We start from the raw sequence: 15,840 nt of genomic DNA on the forward strand, positions 1-15,840 counted from the left end.
GCCCCGGTGCGATATCCAGCACTGGGGCATTTTTGTGTAGAGTGGGTATTAAAAGAGAGTTCTTGAAGAAAGTTTTTGAAGAGAGTTCTTGAGAGAGCTCTTGAAGATAGTTCGTGACGATAGTGCTTGAGAACACGCTGTAGCGCCCTGTTAGGGCGTTGCTTTACTACTCTAAATACGTATAACCCTCAAGGCCCTCATTTAAGCTTGCGGCAAAGTGCACCTGCTCTTGGGGGGAGAAGCCGCTCGCTTCAAGCTGTGCAAACAGCTTTTGCTGAAGCACCTTAGCGTCAAAATTGACGTAAGCCAGCACATCAGCCACCGAGTCACCTGCCTGGGCATTGGAGATCACCCAGTTGCCATCGGCATCCAGCGCGGCGTCTACCGAGTCGGTATCACCAAACAAGTTATGTAAGTCGCCAAGAATTTCCTGATACGCACCCACCAAGAAAAAGCCGATCCAGCGCTCATCTTCACTTTTCCACTCAGGTAGCGGTAGCGTGCTTTCCACGCCTTGACCATCTACATAGCTGTCGATGCGGCCATCGGAGTCACAGGTTATATCCTGAATAACGGCGCGTCGCGTTGGCGCCTGGTCTAGCCCGCTGAGCGGCAGTACGGGGAAGATTTGCTCAATCCCCCACACGTCAGGCACCGACTGAAAGAGCGAGAAGTTTACAAACAGTTTGTCGGCGAGCTTTTCGGCTAACTCATCCAGTATTTCACGATGAGCGCGATTACGGGTGTCCAGCTGGCCCCGTAGCCTTGCACAGGCGGCCATATAGAGCCGCTCGCCTATAGCGCGAGCATTTATATCGCTTAATCCCAGCACAAAGCGGTCTTGAAGCTCACTCACGGCCTGGAGTAAATCGTGCCAGGCTTCTACCAGCACTCGCGGTTCTTGAGTTTCGGCCAGCTGCTCGAACACGCGCCACAGCGCCTCTACCTGAGGGTCATCCTGCAGTGTGTGCTCCGGGGGAGTGTCATCAATACGTTCTTCGCCAATGACGTTGGTTACTAGAACTGCATGGTGCGCCGTCAGCGCGCGGCCAGACTCACTGATCAAATGAGGCTGGGGCAGGCTGGCTTCTTGGCACAGCTGGGCAAACGCGCTCACAACGTTGCGGGCGTATTCACGCATGGAGTAGTTGGCGGAGCAGTAGCTGCGCGAGCGGGTGCCTTCGTAGTCGATACCCAAGCCGCCGCCCACGTCAACGGTGTCAATGGGCGCGCCGAGGGTAATCAGGTTTTGATAAAAGCGCGCGCACTCGCGCAGGCCGCGTTGAATATCGCGGATATTGGCGATCTGAGAGCCAAGATGAAAGTGCACTAGCTGTAAGCTTGCCAGGGCGTCCTGGGCACGAAGCGTTTCCACAACCTCAAGAATCTGGCTCGCGGTCAGGCCAAATTTAGATTTTTCACCGCCGGTATTTTGCCACTTGCCTTTGCCCACCGAGGCAAGCCGTGCCCGTAGTCCAATACGGGGCATAACATTCAGCTCGCGGGCTTCTTCCAGAATGACCGTTAATTCAGAGAGCTTTTCAACCACCAGGTAAACGCGGTGCCCAAGCTTTTCGCCTAACAGAGCAAGACGAACATACTCGCGGTCTTTATAGCCATTGCACACAATCAGCGAAGAGCCACCGTCTGATAGAGCAAGCACGGCCAGAAGCTCTGGCTTACTGCCGGCTTCCAGACCCACGCGACCATTGCCCCGCTCCGCTGTGGCGAGAATTTCTTCTACCACGCGGCGCTGCTGGTTGACCTTGATAGGGTAAACCGCCGTGTAGCCACCCTGGTACTCTGCGTCCTGCATAGCGGCGTCAAAGGCGCCGCATAGCTGTTCTACCCGGTCGTGGAGAATATCGCTGAAGCGAACCAGTACCGGCAGGCGTAGCCCGGCTTGCTGGAGCTGGCGTACCAACCCGCTAATGGGCAGCGCAGGCCCTTCGGCATCGTTGCCATGAGGGCGCACCAATGCCTGGCCATGATCGTCGACATCAAAGTAACCGCTGCCCCACTGGTCAATATTCCATGTGCGACGTGCGCGAAGCGCGGGACTGTTGCTGGTGACCGTTTCGCTCATTAAGAAGCCTCTGGAAGCGGTAGCGCACCCAATAAGATGCGTGCCTTTAGAATAGTACGAAAACGCTCAGGGTCGTGGGGCGTTAAGTCGTGAGCTGGCGGGTCCACGTACACCACCAGTAAGCGTGAAAGCCAGTAGCGCAGCGCCGTCATGCGTAGCATCGTGGGCCATAATGCTTTTTCGTCGGCAGTGAGGGGCCTACGTGCTTGATAGGCGCTGAGAATGGCGTCATGGCGCTGCGCATTGAGTGAGCCATCTTCGTTCGTTGCCCAGTCATTAATAACAATAGCTAGGTCGAACAGCAAATCACCCGTGCAGCCATTGTAAAAATCAATGATGCCGCCCAGCTGGTCGCCGTCATATAAGGTGTTATCACGGAATAGATCACCGTGCAGTGCGCCTTGGGGCAGCTCGCCATACTGACTAAAGGCACTTTCGAAGTCATCCACTTCATTCTTCATCAGTGCCTGGTCTTCCGGGCTTAGGTAAGTGAGTACCTTGTGATGTACTGCCCGTAGCCAATGCAGGTCGCGTGGGTTGGGGCGGTGTCCTTGAAAACGCTGAGAAACCACGTGCAGGCGGCCAAGTGTTTCACCTAGCACGCTGCATTGCGTCACATTGGGCGCTTCAGGATGACGGCCTGGCAGTCGCGGAAACAGCAGCGCAGGCTTGCCCGCCAAGCTGTGTAGCGCAATGCCTTCACGGTCATGAATGGTGCCAGGCACCGGCAGACGGTGCTCGTCTAGATAATCCAGTAACTCAACAAAAAACGGCAGCTCTTCATGTTCGCCCTGTTCAAACAGCGTTAACACCAGCTCGCGGTGGTCGGTCGTTACAAAAAACGTGGAATTCTCTGTGCCGCCCGCCACCCCCTGAAGGGAAACGAAGCTACCTACATCAAACTTTTCCAAAAACGCAGCGACCTGTGCGTCGCTAAGCGGGGTGAATACAGCCATTTGAGTCTCGCCCAGGTTGCTAAGCCCGTTATTGTAGCGGCTTGCCGCGCTAGTTGGCAGCGTTGTAACGCTCTCAAAGCAGTTATTCACAGCGGTTGTTTCTGCAGCGGCGGCGATGAACGCGTATCATCCCATTAGACGTTTACCTGTTTTGCTAACAATGGAATTTGGTTATGGCCCGTGCCCCTATCGTGCTTGTCGATGGCTCTTCCTACTTGTATCGCGCGTTTCATGCGCTGCCGCCGCTCACCACCTCCAGCGGCCAGCCGACCGGCGCGGTGAAAGGTGTTATCAATATGCTAAAGCGGCTGATCAAAGACTACCCTGAAAGCCCCATGGCGGTGGTGTTTGATGCGCCGGGAAAAACGTTCCGCGATGAGATGTATAGCGATTACAAAGCGCACCGGCCGCCAATGCCTGACGATCTGCGCAGTCAAATCAAACCGCTGCACGCGTGTGTAGAAGCCCTGGGCTTACCGCTGTTGTGTATTGAAGGCGTTGAGGCCGATGATGTCATCGGCACGCTGGCGCACCACGCAACGCAAGCCGGGCGCGATGCGGTGATTTCTACCGGCGACAAAGATATGGCGCAGCTGGTTAATCGCCACATCACGCTGGTTAATACCATGAAAGATGAAACCCTGGATGAGGCGGGCGTAGAAGCTAAGTTCGGCTTACCGCCGGGGCTGATTATCGATTACCTGGCGCTGATGGGCGATAAAGTGGATAACATTCCAGGTGTGCCAGGGGTCGGTGAAAAAACCGCCATTGGCTTGCTGCAAGGCATGGGCGGTGGGTTAGAGACCATTTACGGCGATTTAGAACGGGTAAAAACCCTGACATTTAGAGGCGCGAAAACGCTGCCGAAAAAGCTTGAAGAGCATCGCGATCAGGCGTTTCTCTCTTATCAGCTGGCAACGATTAAAACCGATTGTGAGCTGCCGGTGGGGCTGGATGATTTAGACATTGCCCACCCTGACCGGGAAGCGCTGGTCGAACTGTATAAAGAGATGGAGTTTAAACAGTGGCTGGCTGAACTCCTGGAAGGCCGGGACGAAGGCGTGGATGACGTAAAAGGTGGCGCGCCCGTACCTGAAGATAAGTCTGAAGATGGGCCTGATGATAGCCCCGCCGCTGCGCCTGCTGAACGTCACGACCACGTTATTGTTGAGCAGAGTGAGTTTGAAGCGTGGCTTGATCGCCTGAACCGCGCCGAGCGTTTCTGTTTTGATCTGGAAACCACCAGCCTCAACTACATGGACGCCGAAGTTGTTGGCATTGGCTTGGCGCTGGAGGCCGGTGAAGCGGCCTATATTCCCCTGGCCCATGACTATTTAGACGCCCCCAAGCAATTAGATCGCAAAACCGTGCTGGCCGCGTTAAAACCACTGCTAGAAGACCCTCGCAAAACCAAGATTGGCCAAAACCTGAAGTACGATATTTCGGTGCTAGCCAACTATGCGATTGCCGTGGTGGGGCCATTGGCCGACACCATGCTGGCCTCCTATGTGCTGAACTCCACCGCCACGCGCCATGATATGGACTCGCTGGCGCTGAAGTACCTCGGTGAAAAGACCATTTCGTTTGAAGAGATTGCAGGCAAAGGGGCAAAGCAGCTCACCTTTAATCAAATTGCTTTAGAGCAAGCGGCCCCCTACGCTTGCGAAGATGTCGATATCACCTTGCGGCTTCAGGAAACACTGCGGCCCCAGGTCGAACGAGAAGGGCGCTTGGCCGACGTGCTGGACCACCTTGAGCTACCGCTGATCAATGTGCTCTCGCGCATTGAGCGCAACGGTGTTGCCCTGGATGCCGAGCTGCTTCACACGCAAAGCCAGCAGCTTGAAAGCCGCATTCGTGAGCTTGAAAGCGAAGCGTTTGAGCTGGCGGGTCGTGAGTTTAATCTTGGGTCACCCAAGCAGTTGGGGCAAATTCTGTTTGAAGAGCAGAAGATCCCAGTCATCAAGAAGACGCCAAAAGGGGCGCCCTCCACGGCGGAAGCAGTGCTTGAAGAGCTGGCGCTGGATTACCCGCTGCCAAAAGTCATTATGCAGCACCGTGGTCTTGCCAAGCTGAAATCTACCTACACCGATAAGCTGCCGCGCTTGCTCAACAAAGCCACTGGCCGAGTGCACACCAGCTATCACCAAGCGGTTACCGCTACCGGGCGGCTGTCGTCGTCGGACCCAAATTTACAAAATATCCCTATTCGTACCGAAGAGGGCCGTAAAATTCGTCAGGCGTTTATCGCTCGCCCTGGCTACTGCATTGTCGCGGCCGACTACTCGCAAATTGAGCTGCGCATTATGGCGCATCTTTCTGAAGATAAAGGGCTGCTAGACGCGTTTGCCGCCGGGCGCGATATTCACACCGCTACGGCGGCGGAAGTCTTCGGTACGTCGTTAGATAAGGTCTCGGGAGACCAGCGGCGCAGCGCCAAGGCGATTAACTTTGGCCTGATTTATGGCATGAGCGCCTGGGGATTATCGCGTCAGCTGCATATTGATCGCCATCAAGCGCAAACGTACATCGACCGTTACTTCGACCGCTATCCGGGGGTTGCACGCTATATGGATCGTATTCGCACCCAGGCGGCGGAAGATGGCTTTGTGGAAACCGTATTGGGTCGGCGACTCTATCTGCCAGAAATTCACTCGCAAAACCGCAACCGTCGCCAGGGCGCTGAGCGCACCGCGATCAATGCACCCATGCAGGGCACGGCGGCGGATATCATCAAGCAGGCGATGATTGATGTAGATGCGTGGCTGGCAGAAGGCGAGTTTGATGCCCTAATGGTGATGCAGGTGCACGATGAGCTGGTATTTGAAGTGGCTGAAAAGCAGGTCGAAGCGTTTATTGAACAGGTGCAGCAACGCATGCAGGCGGCTGCCTCGCTCAGTGTGCCGCTGATTGTCGAGGCTCAAAGCGGTGCTAACTGGGATGAAGCGCACTAGTGCTGGGCACAGGCCGCGGGTGCTCTATTTCCACGCGCCATAACGCAAATCACCCGCAGCCAAGCTGCGGGTGATGGTTTAAAGCCGTATTACCTTTACGCCTATTTCTAGGCCTCTAGGCTTAACGCCAGCTAACGCGGTCAAAAATACGTACCGCTTCGGGGTTGTTCTCACCCAGGATGCTGATGTTAATGTCATCTTTAGCGAAATTGCCCCAAGACTCTAGCACCGGATTTTGCTTGACGCCTGCTACCACAGGGAACTCGTAGTTACGCTCGGCCAGCACTTCTTGGGCTTCGTCAGAGGCCAGGAACTCCAGGAAGCGAATGCCGTTTTCCGGGTTCTGTGCGTTGGCAACGAGGCCCGCGCCGCCGACGTTGACGTGGGTGCCACGGTCATCTTGGTTGGGGAAAATCACGCCGACTTTGCGGGCGGCTTCACGATCTGCGGCGTCGTCAGAGTGCAGTAGGCGTACATAGTAGTAGTGATTGGCCACAGCAAGGTCGCACTCGCCGCTCGCTACGCCAAGAATTTGGTCGGTGTCACCGCCTTCTGGGTCGCGAGCCATGTTATTCACAACGCCTTGAGCCCACTCTTGCGCGCCCTCTTCGCCATGGTGTTCAATCATCGATGCCAGCAGGGACTGGTTATAGATGTTGTTGGAAGAGCGAATGCACACTTGGCCTTCAAACTGCGGGTCAGCGAGATCTTCGTAGGTAGAGATCTGGCTTGGGTCGAAGTTTTCGCGGTTGTAGAAAATAACCCGTGCACGCTGGCTAAAACCAAACCACATGCCTTCCGGATGACGCATGGATTCTGGCAGGCGCTCGTTGAGCACATCAGACTCAACGCTTTGGAACAGACCGTCTTGTTCAGCGCGCCACAGGTTGCCTGCATCCACGGTCAACATGACGTCGGCAGGACTTGCCACGCCTTCACGCTGCATACGCTCCATCAGCTGGTTAGCGTCGCCTTCCAGCACGTTCACCTCAATACCCGTCTCTTCTGTGAAGGCGCTATAGAGGATTTCATCTGAGTCATAATGGCGCGCGGAGTAAATGTTGACCTCATTAGCCAGGGTGCTGCTAGCAAAGGCAGAGCCCGCCATGATGGCCGCAACGGATACCGCAAGACGTGTTTTGTTCATTAAAATATCCCCTAAATGTGTATGATAATAAGTTGCATTATCGTGGTGAGTATTCAAGCGTTTCTTTGTGCTGACGTCAAGCCAAATGGTAACTAAAATCATTCAACGTATGGATGGGGCGTGCATCTCGTTGCAATAGAAATTAGAATGCAAATAACTTTCAACCGTGTTCGTAACTGCATTGCGTTAGCAGTGCCATAGTCGAACGAAACAATGGTGAAAAAATGACGGCAATTGTGTCACTTACCGACGTTGCGGCTCCCGCACCGGCCTTGGCTCTACGTGATGTCCACCATACGTTTGCGGCTAACCACGTGGTCAAGGGGATAGATTTAAACATCGCGCCCGGCGAGGTAGTTTGCCTGTTGGGGCCGTCGGGCTGTGGTAAAACCACCTTGTTACGCATTGCGGCGGGGTTGGAGGTATTACAGGATGGCGCGGTGAGCCTGGATGGCAAGCCCATCGCGGCGCCCGGTAAGCGCCACGTGCCACCTGAGAAGCGTAATGTCGGCCTCGCCTTTCAAGACTCCGCGCTGTTTCCCCATTTAAGCGTGCTGGAAAATGTGACCTTTGGCCTCAAACACCTGCCGAGCAAAGAGCGTCGCGAGCGTGCGATTGGGCTTCTCACCCAGCTAGGCATGGCTAACTATATTGAAACTTATCCGCATATGCTGTCGGGTGGGCAGCAGCAGCGCGTGGCGTTAGCGCGTGCCTTGGCGCCCACGCCAAAGTTAATGTTGTTGGATGAGCCGTTCTCTAGTTTGGATGCACGACTGCGAGATCGCATTCGCGATGACACACTCCACGTGCTTAAGAAGCTTGGGTCTGCCACCTTGCTGGTTACCCACGATCCTGAAGAAGCGATGTTTATGGCGGATCGTATTGCGCTGATGCGTGATGGCAAAATCATCCAGACCGGCACCCCGCGTGAGCTTTACTGCGCTCCGATCGATCCTTTTGTGGTGACTTTTTTTGGCGAGGTGAATGAACTTAGCGGCACGGTGCACAATGGCAAAGTGCAGACTCCTGTTGGCGCGGTAGACGCCAGTTGGTTAGAGGAGGGGAGTGAGGCGCAAATCATGATTCGCCCCGAGGCGCTGCGCATTAAAGAGCGCGACCTGCCTGCTGAGGCCCATACCCACAGTCACGTGGTCATGGCGAAGCTACTGGGACGAACGAGTCTCATCCACCTTTGTGCCCACGGCGAAGATGGCCAGGAAGCGCACCTGCACGCCCGTGTGCCTGGCGTGTTTCTTCCCGAGGAGGGCCAGCCGATCGATATCGACTTGGACCACTCCCAGGTCTTCATTTTTCCGCGCTAACCCTTCCTACGGCAGGCTACTCCGCTTGGCTGCCGGGCCGCGCCCGGCGCATTGCCAAGCTGAGTAGTATGACCGGTAATATGCCTACTACCACAATCGTCAGTGAGGCCGTTGATGCTTCGGCCAAACGCTCGTCTGAGGCCAGGCTGTGGGCACGCACCGCCAGCGTATCGAAGTTAAATGGTCGTAGAATCATCGTGGCAGGTAGCTCTTTCATGACGTCCACAAAGACCAAAATACCAGCCGCCAGCAAACTACTACGCATTAATGGAGTGTGTATTTTACGCAGCGTGCCACCTGCTGTTTGGCCCAAGGTGCGCGAAGCGGCGTCCATACTCGGCGTGACTTTCCCCAGGCTTGCTTCCACCGCATTGAACGACACCGCCAAAAAACGCACCACGTAGGCATAAATTAAAATAAATGCCGAGCCGCTAAATACCAGGCCGATGATTTTTCCGTAGTGCTCATGTAGCCAGGTGTTAAGAGTGTTATCCAGCCAAGCGAAGGGAATTAAAATCCCCACTGCCACTACCGAGCCAGGAATCGCGTAGCCCATGGCTGCAATGCGGGTGAACAGCCGCGCGCTTGGCGAGTTGTGCAGCCGCACGCCGTAGCTCAGCAGCACGGCCATTCCCACGGCAATCAGCGAGGCTACCGCTGCTAGGCTTAAACTGTTGATTGCAAAGCCGACAAAGCGTGTGCCAAACAGGCTGTCGCCAGTGGTAATGGCCATTTCCAGCAAAATGCCGCTGGGCAGTAAAAAGCCAACTAAGATGGGCAAAAAGCATACCATCGTAGCGCCGAATGCCCGCCAGCCGCGGAGACGGTACTCTGGCAGCTGTTGGTAACGGTTGGTGGTATGGAAATAGCGCCGTTTACCACGCGAATAGCGTTCCAGTAGCACAAGCACAATCACGAAGGTCAGCAGGCAAGCCGCCAGCTGAGCGGCGGCCACCGGCTCGCCTAAGCCAAACCACGTTCGGTAGATGCCGGTGGTAAACGTATCCACGCCAAAAAATTGCACGGCGCCAAATTCGTTGAGCGTTTCCATCAGCACCAACGACACCCCGCCGACTAATGCAGGGCGAGCGAGCGGCAGGGCAACGCTACTAAACAGGTGCCACGGCCCACGGCCTAGCGTGCGGCCCACATCCAGCACACACACCGACTGTTCAAGAAACGAGGCGCGAGCGAGCAGATAGACGTAAGGGTAGAGCACAAAGGTGATGAGCGTCGCCGCCCCACCGAGGGAGCGTATATTTGGGAAGTAGTAATCGCCAAACTGCCATCCAAACCACTCCCGCAGCGCGCTTTGTAACGGCCCGGCAACTTGCAAGAAGTCGGTATAGGCGTAGGCGATCACGTAGGTCGGAACCGCTAAGGGTAGCAATAACGCCCACTCAAAGATCCGCTTGCCGGGGAAGCGGCACATCACCACCAGCCAGGCAGAGCTTGCGCCGATAATCAGCGTACCCAGTCCCACCCACAGCACTAGCCAAAAGGTGTTGGAGAGATAGCGGGGAAGCACCGTGCTGGCGAGATGTTGCCACACGCCCTCGGTGGGAACCACGATATGTCCAAATACCACCAGGATAGGCAGCGCTACCGACAGGGCTATCAAGAATAGCGCAATCGACCAAGGGTTCAGCGACAGCCTAAAACGCGAGGCCAAATCTGAAAATAGAGCCTGCGGTGAACGGCGAGCAGATAGCGACACGTCGTTGTCTCCTAGGTCGAGGCGGGCAGTGACGGCATTGCAAATGCGAACGTCAATGCGAAAAAGTAACGGGTGCAAATAGTATCACTTGCGCATGTTGGCTGCAGCCAACATAACAGCGTTCAAAAAAATCCCCCCGCATAGCGGGGGGAGACGACATTTAGCTTGGAGGAAAAGCGCTATCTCTAATAGCCCACCATCATGCTGGGTAGCCCGGTTATTAATCCGGGGAATATGGCCATCAGTATGCAGGCAAAAATGATGATGGCAACAAAAGGGATAACCGCTTTGTAAAGGTCGACGATCTCTACTCCTGGCGGTGCCACGCCTTTTAAATAGAACAGCGCATAGCCAAACGGCGGGGTGAGGAACGATGTTTGAAGCACAACGGCCACCATGACGACGAACCACAGTACATCCACGCCCATTTGCGCAATAATCGGCAGCATAATCGGGAAGCTCAGCAGCACGATGCCGGTCCAGTCGAGGAACATGCCGAGGACAAAGACCAAGAAGAGCATCAGCAGCAGCGCACCCACGGTGCCACCCGGCACGGCCAATACAAAGTCGCTGATCACCGTCATCCCACCACCAATTGAGAAAACCCCTGTAAACGCCGTGGCGCCCACCAGTACTAACATAACCATCGTGGTGGTTTTGCCGGCCTCGATCAGCGTGTGGTAACACGTTGAAATCTTGCGGTCACCAAAGATTAGAAACAGCAGAAAAGCAATGAAGACGCCAATTGCTGACGCTTCTGTCGCCGTGGCGACGCCCGAGAAGAGTGCCCCAAGAACGCCTAGAATCAAGGACATCGGTGGGACGACGTACTTGGCGAGCATAATCAGCAGCTGTTTGGTACTGACTTCTGCACGCTCTGCTGCAGGTACTCGTGGGCCATAGCTCGGCTTTAGCCAGCAGATTACCAGCACGTAAAGTGCGTACATCACGCCTAGCATCAAACCCGGTACCAGGGCGCCAGCAAAGAGTGCGCCGACTGAAACAGGTGAATAGCTGGCCATTAGGATCAGCATAATGCTGGGGGGAATCAAAATGCCTAGACAGCCACTGGCCATAATCACGCCAGCACTTAACTCTTTGTTGTAGCCATATTTAAGCATCGGCACTAAGGCGATCATGCCCATGACCGCAATGGAAGCGCCCACAATGCCCGTGGTGGCGGCCAGCAGCACCGATACAACAACAACGGTGAGCGCCAGGCCGCCACGAAGGTTCGCCAACAGCAGCCGCATGGCATCAAACATTTTTTCAGTGACGCCCGAATCGTTAAGAAAGCGCGCCATTAATATAAAGAGTGGAATGGCGACCAGCACGTAGTTATCCATGGCATTGCCATAGACGTTATTAATAATAATGCCCAGCGTATTGATGCCTGGCCCTAGGTAGGCGCCGATGACGGCCATGCCACCCAGTACAAAGGCCAGTGGATGCCCCATAAACAGGCCCACCAGAAGCCCGCCAAACATCACCAGCGTTAGTAGTTCTGCACTCATGCGGATTTCTCCTCACGCAGCTGCATAACAGCGCGCAGAACGATAGCAATCGCCTGCAATAAGATAAGTATGGCGGCTACGACGATAACGCCTTTTACCGGGTATACCGGAATTGAGACCATGCCGTAGGTGGTTTCTCCACGGCTAAATGAGCGCTCAAAGAAACGCCAGCCGTAGGTCAACAGTAACCAAATGAAGGGGACAAAGAAGATCAGGTAGCCGAGCAGGTCGAGTGCCGCCTGCTTTTTACGCGATAACAAGCGCTTTATAACGTCAACTTCTACGTGGGCATGATGGCGAAGCCCGTAAGCAGCCATCAGCATAAAGTGGGCGCCAAACAGCATTTTGGTCACATCAAACGCCCAGTCACTGGGGCGGCCAAAGAAAAAACGTGACGCAATGTCATAAAGAACAATCAGGGTAATGATGGCAATTAACGGGGCAATAATTCGCCCGAATAGCTCGTTAATCGCATCGATCGCCTTGGCAATCGCATTCATGGAAGATCTCCGCAGTCAGCACAAAAAACCGCCCCGGCGAACCGGGGCGGCACAGAAGCGCCTTATAGGCAGGCTTCAATCTCTTCCAGTGAGGGCAGGTTGTCCATCGTACGGCTCATGTTGAACGGCACGGTTACATCACGCCATGCAGCGTACTCTTGGAGGTAGGAGATCATGGAGTGGTAGACCTTCGCATGGTCGGCGTGCTCACAGGCACCGCGCACAATCACATCGTTAGTGATTTCTTGAATGCGCGCCAGATCCTCTTCGGAGAACTGGTTAATGGTGACACCCGCATCAATAAAGTTCTGGGTGGCTTCGGTGGATTCACGCTCTGACCAAGAGAGTGACCAAGCCATGGTAGCTTCAGCCGCAATTTTTAGCTTCGCCTGCGTCTCTTCTGAGAGGGCATCCCATGAGTCTTTGTTGATCATGACGCCGAAAACGCTCGCCGACTGGTGCCAGCCAGGGGTCGCCCAGTAATCAGCTACTTCTGCAAAGCCTGCCTTGAAATCAACGCCCGGCGTTGAGAATTCGCCAGCGTCAATGACGCCGCGCTCAATCGCTTGGTACACTTCGCCACCGGCGAGGGTGACTTGTGAGCCGCCAAGCTCTTCTAACACGCGCCCCTGGTCACGACCAGAAAGACGTAAGCGCTTGCCCTCTAAGTCGGCAATACTCTCGATGGGCGTGCGGCCCATAAAGCCTGATTCGTTGTTGGTAATGCCATAAGGCAGATAGACCATATTGTACTGGCCGTAAATCTCCTGATAGAGCTCAAAACCGCCCCATTGCTGGATCCAGTTTAGATAATCGACGCCGTTGAACAGGCTCGTGGTGGTCGCCAGTGGCGAGAACGCAGGATTCAAGCCAGCCCAGTAGCCAGGCCAGTCGCCTGAGGCTTGGATAGCACCTGTCTCAGTGGCATCGAATACTTCTGTACCAGGCATCAGCGTGCCGCCAGCACGGAAGTTGATTTGCAACTCATCCCCGGCCAGTTGGTTGACTAAATCAGCCCAGTGCTGATCGATTTTAATAAGATCCAGGTTGTCGGGCCAAGTGGAGGTCATTGTCCACTGTTCTTGGGCCTGAGCGGTGGTAGTGAGTGCGGCGAAGGCAACGCCAGCCGCGAGGCCTGTTAGGGCGAATTTTGCCATTTTTTTCATGATGATTTCCTGGTTTGGCGTACGGATTTATTAGTGTTTGTTACCTGGAGACAGGAAAGTAATGAGCGGTAGGTGACGTTTACGTAAGCGATGCCTCCGTTCCGCTACAGACCTAAGCTATCATAATCTACCCGCTGCGGCGCAATATCAGTGTTTAGCGGAAACTAGCCGCGCGCGTATTAACGTTTTAGTTGTTATTGTTAAATTTAACAAATGGTTATGACTTATTTATGGCGAAAGCAAGACACCTTTGACCGTTGAAAAGCAGTATTTCCCATACCAAAGTTGTAAGCACAATGCTCGTCTGGGAGCTGATATGGCCTCATCGTGTACGACGCGCACGCGTCATGTTAATGCGTTGGTTTGGCACGCAATGCGCTTGCAGCGTCGCCGCTGGCGGCAGCTAGTGTGGTTAGTTGGGCCGCCCAGCGAGTGCCGCGAGCAGGCCTTGCAGCTTTGGCAAGCGGCACCTTGGCAGTCACCCCTCTGGGTAGGCGAGGCAGGGGAAGCGCCGGTTGCTTCGTGCGTAACGGCGCGCAAAGCGCGTACCCGGTTAGGCGCTGAGCATCAGCTGATGGTGATCGATGCCAGCGGCGCCCAAGGGCTAGACCCCGATGCCCTAGGCGCACTCGCAGGCACCGTGACGGCCGGCGGGCTGTGCATCTTGATCACGCCTGAGGGCTTTGGCGCCCACCCTGACCCAGACTACGCCCGTTTTGCCGATCACCCCTGGCACTGGACGTCGCTGACTGCGCACTATTTAGCGCGTATGGCGCGCTTGCTGTCGTCTCCCAGCATTATTCACTGGTCAGCCGAGGGCGTCTTGACGCTCCCCAAGTTAACTGTGCGCCCCCTGCAGGCTGCGTATGCTGACGACGCAGACTGCCTGACGCGCGATCAGGCCAAGGCGGTTGCCGGGTTGGTGGGGCTTAAACGACGTCGGCCACTGGTGATCACCGCTGACCGTGGGCGCGGTAAAAGTGCAGCGTTAGGCATCGCCTGCGCGCGGCTGCTCACCAAAGGCATCGCGCGTATTGTGGTAACCGCGCCTCGGTTAAGCGCCCTGGAAAGCTTTTTTGCCCGGTTGGCCGCACTATGCCCCGATGGGCAGCGAGAAACGCCAGGACGCTTTGTAATGCCCGATGGCGCCGTGCTGGATTTTTTGCCGCCAGACCTGCTCACGGAGTACGTGAATGGCCAGCGGCTGGGCGGTGACGGTAGCTATTTGCTGGTGGATGAAGCGGCCGCCATGCCAGCCGGGCTGCTGGGGCAGTGGTTAGCGGCGTTTCCGCGCATTGCCTTTGCGACCACGGTGCATGGTTATGAGGGCTCGGGGCGAGGTTTCGCGTTGCGCTTTCGTGACGTGCTCAATCGCCAAGCGCCACAGTGGCGAGCCCTTGAACTCACCGAGCCTGTCCGCTGGTCGCCAGATGACCCCCTTGAAGTGGCCATTCAACAACTGCTGCTGCTAAAGGCGTCGCTGCCTCAGGCCAAGCAGGGCGCCGGGAGAAGCGTGCTTTTGGCCCAAGCCCAGCTGGCCCAGCAAGAAACGCTGCTTGAAAAATTGTTTGGTCTCTTGGTGCAGTCACACTACCGCACCACGCCGAGCGATCTACGTCAGCTGTTGGATGGCCCCAGCACCGGGCTGCGTATCATCATCCATGACGATGAGCCCCAGGCAGTCTTAGTGACCCGTGAAGAGGGCGGTTTTACAGCGGAGCTTGCCGAGCAGGTGGCGCGTGGCGAGCGGCGTCCTCAGGGGCATTTGCTGGCTCAGTCGCTAGCCGCGCACAGCGGGAGCAGGGAAGCGCTGATCGCCCGCTGGCGTCGGGTATCACGAATCGCGACTCACCCTGAACGGCGTCGCGAGGGGCTCGCGCGGCGGCTGGTAAACGAGGATGTTGCGTGTGCTGCCCAGCAAGGGGTCGCCCTTTATGGCGCCACCTTTGGCGCCGAGGCGTCACTGCTGCGCTTCTGGCTGGCGCTGGGGTTTGTACCGGTGCGCCTGGGCGTTACCCGCGAAACCGCCACCGGCGAGTATGCGGTGATGGTGGCGCAGGCGTTAAATGCCGAGGGCAACGTGGTGCTTGAGGCGCTGCGGCGTCAGTTTGCAGCGTCACTTCCAGGCCTCTTGGCGTTTGAATTGAACGCACTGCCCGCTGCGGTACTGGTGCTGATGCTGCCTTCGCTACCTGGCGCGCCACTCAGCACGCCGGAGCGGCAGGCGGTTGATGATGTGGCGTACGCTCACCGCGACCCTGCGCTTGCTCGGGCGGCGCTTCAGTCGCTGGCCCGGGAAGCCAGCCACTGGCCGTTGGATGAACAGGCACGCTTAGCTCATCAGCAACTGGCCGCGTGGGCGTTTCAAAACCAGCCATTGGCAAGCGCCCACAGCAAGGCGATTAGCCGACTGCGACAGGCCGTCCAATGCATACTCCGCCAAGCGCCAGAAGGTAAGTAGATATTCAAACGGATGTA

At 56.0% G+C, this 15,840-nt stretch carries 10 protein-coding genes; 3 read left to right on the plus strand and 7 right to left on the minus strand.

The genetic code is table 11. The annotated features are described in order from the left end of the window. Nucleotides 1-166: 166 nt before the first annotated feature. Both speA and LG301_RS02215 read right to left on the minus strand, forming a co-directional pair. The gene (gene speA, locus LG301_RS02210) at nucleotides 167-2,086 is read right to left on the minus strand and encodes a biosynthetic arginine decarboxylase (protein WP_404473036.1); all 1,920 of its coding nucleotides are present in this window, start codon (nucleotides 2,084-2,086) and stop codon (nucleotides 167-169) included. Next, on the minus strand, nucleotides 2,086-3,042 hold the full coding sequence (locus tag LG301_RS02215; protein ID WP_404473038.1) for a homoserine kinase: 957 nt from the start codon (nucleotides 3,040-3,042) through the stop codon (nucleotides 2,086-2,088). The genes speA and LG301_RS02215 overlap by 1 nt, the downstream gene beginning before the upstream one ends. A gap of 173 nt (nucleotides 3,043-3,215) precedes the next feature. Here LG301_RS02215 and polA point away from each other — a divergent pair, with 173 nt between their 5' ends. Beyond that, on the plus strand, nucleotides 3,216-5,996 hold the full coding sequence (gene polA, locus LG301_RS02220; RefSeq protein ID WP_404473040.1) for a DNA polymerase I: 2,781 nt from the start codon (nucleotides 3,216-3,218) through the stop codon (nucleotides 5,994-5,996). A gap of 121 nt (nucleotides 5,997-6,117) precedes the next feature. Here the strand turns inward: polA and LG301_RS02225 are convergent, their stop codons facing one another. Then, the gene (locus tag LG301_RS02225) at nucleotides 6,118-7,143 is read right to left on the minus strand and encodes a Fe(3+) ABC transporter substrate-binding protein (RefSeq protein ID WP_404473042.1); all 1,026 of its coding nucleotides are present in this window, start codon (nucleotides 7,141-7,143) and stop codon (nucleotides 6,118-6,120) included. 224 nt (nucleotides 7,144-7,367) lie between these two features. Between LG301_RS02225 and LG301_RS02230 the strand changes: the two genes are divergently transcribed. Next, nucleotides 7,368-8,465, plus strand: a complete 1,098-nt coding sequence (locus LG301_RS02230) for an ABC transporter ATP-binding protein (protein WP_404473044.1) — start codon at nucleotides 7,368-7,370, stop codon at nucleotides 8,463-8,465. A 16-nt stretch (nucleotides 8,466-8,481) separates the two neighbouring features. Here the strand turns inward: LG301_RS02230 and LG301_RS02235 are convergent, their stop codons facing one another. The 4 genes from LG301_RS02235 to dctP form a co-directional block, all read right to left on the minus strand. Further along, complete coding sequence (locus LG301_RS02235; protein WP_404473046.1) at nucleotides 8,482-10,182, minus strand: ABC transporter permease; 1,701 nt, start codon at nucleotides 10,180-10,182, stop codon at nucleotides 8,482-8,484. Between the two features lie 185 nt (nucleotides 10,183-10,367). Next, nucleotides 10,368-11,696: a TRAP transporter large permease subunit gene (locus LG301_RS02240; protein WP_404473048.1), complete on the minus strand. Its 1,329-nt coding sequence runs from the start codon at nucleotides 11,694-11,696 to the stop codon at nucleotides 10,368-10,370. Next, a complete protein-coding gene (locus LG301_RS02245) occupies nucleotides 11,693-12,196 on the minus strand; it encodes a TRAP transporter small permease subunit (RefSeq protein WP_404473050.1) in 504 nt (167 codons plus the stop codon). Before LG301_RS02245 ends, LG301_RS02240 begins: the two co-directional genes overlap by 4 nt. Nucleotides 12,197-12,258: 62 nt before the next feature. Further along, the gene (dctP, locus tag LG301_RS02250; RefSeq protein ID WP_404473051.1) at nucleotides 12,259-13,362 is read right to left on the minus strand and encodes a TRAP transporter substrate-binding protein DctP; all 1,104 of its coding nucleotides are present in this window, start codon (nucleotides 13,360-13,362) and stop codon (nucleotides 12,259-12,261) included. A 316-nt stretch (nucleotides 13,363-13,678) separates the two neighbouring features. Here dctP and LG301_RS02255 point away from each other — a divergent pair, with 316 nt between their 5' ends. Beyond that, entirely contained in the window at nucleotides 13,679-15,823 is a 2,145-nt protein-coding gene (locus tag LG301_RS02255) for a tRNA(Met) cytidine acetyltransferase TmcA (protein ID WP_404473053.1), read from the plus strand. The last annotated feature ends 17 nt before the right edge of the window (nucleotides 15,824-15,840 follow it).

The organism is Vreelandella venusta (assembly GCF_044809155.1).
Classification (GTDB): Bacteria; Pseudomonadota; Gammaproteobacteria; order Pseudomonadales; family Halomonadaceae; genus Vreelandella; species Vreelandella venusta_B.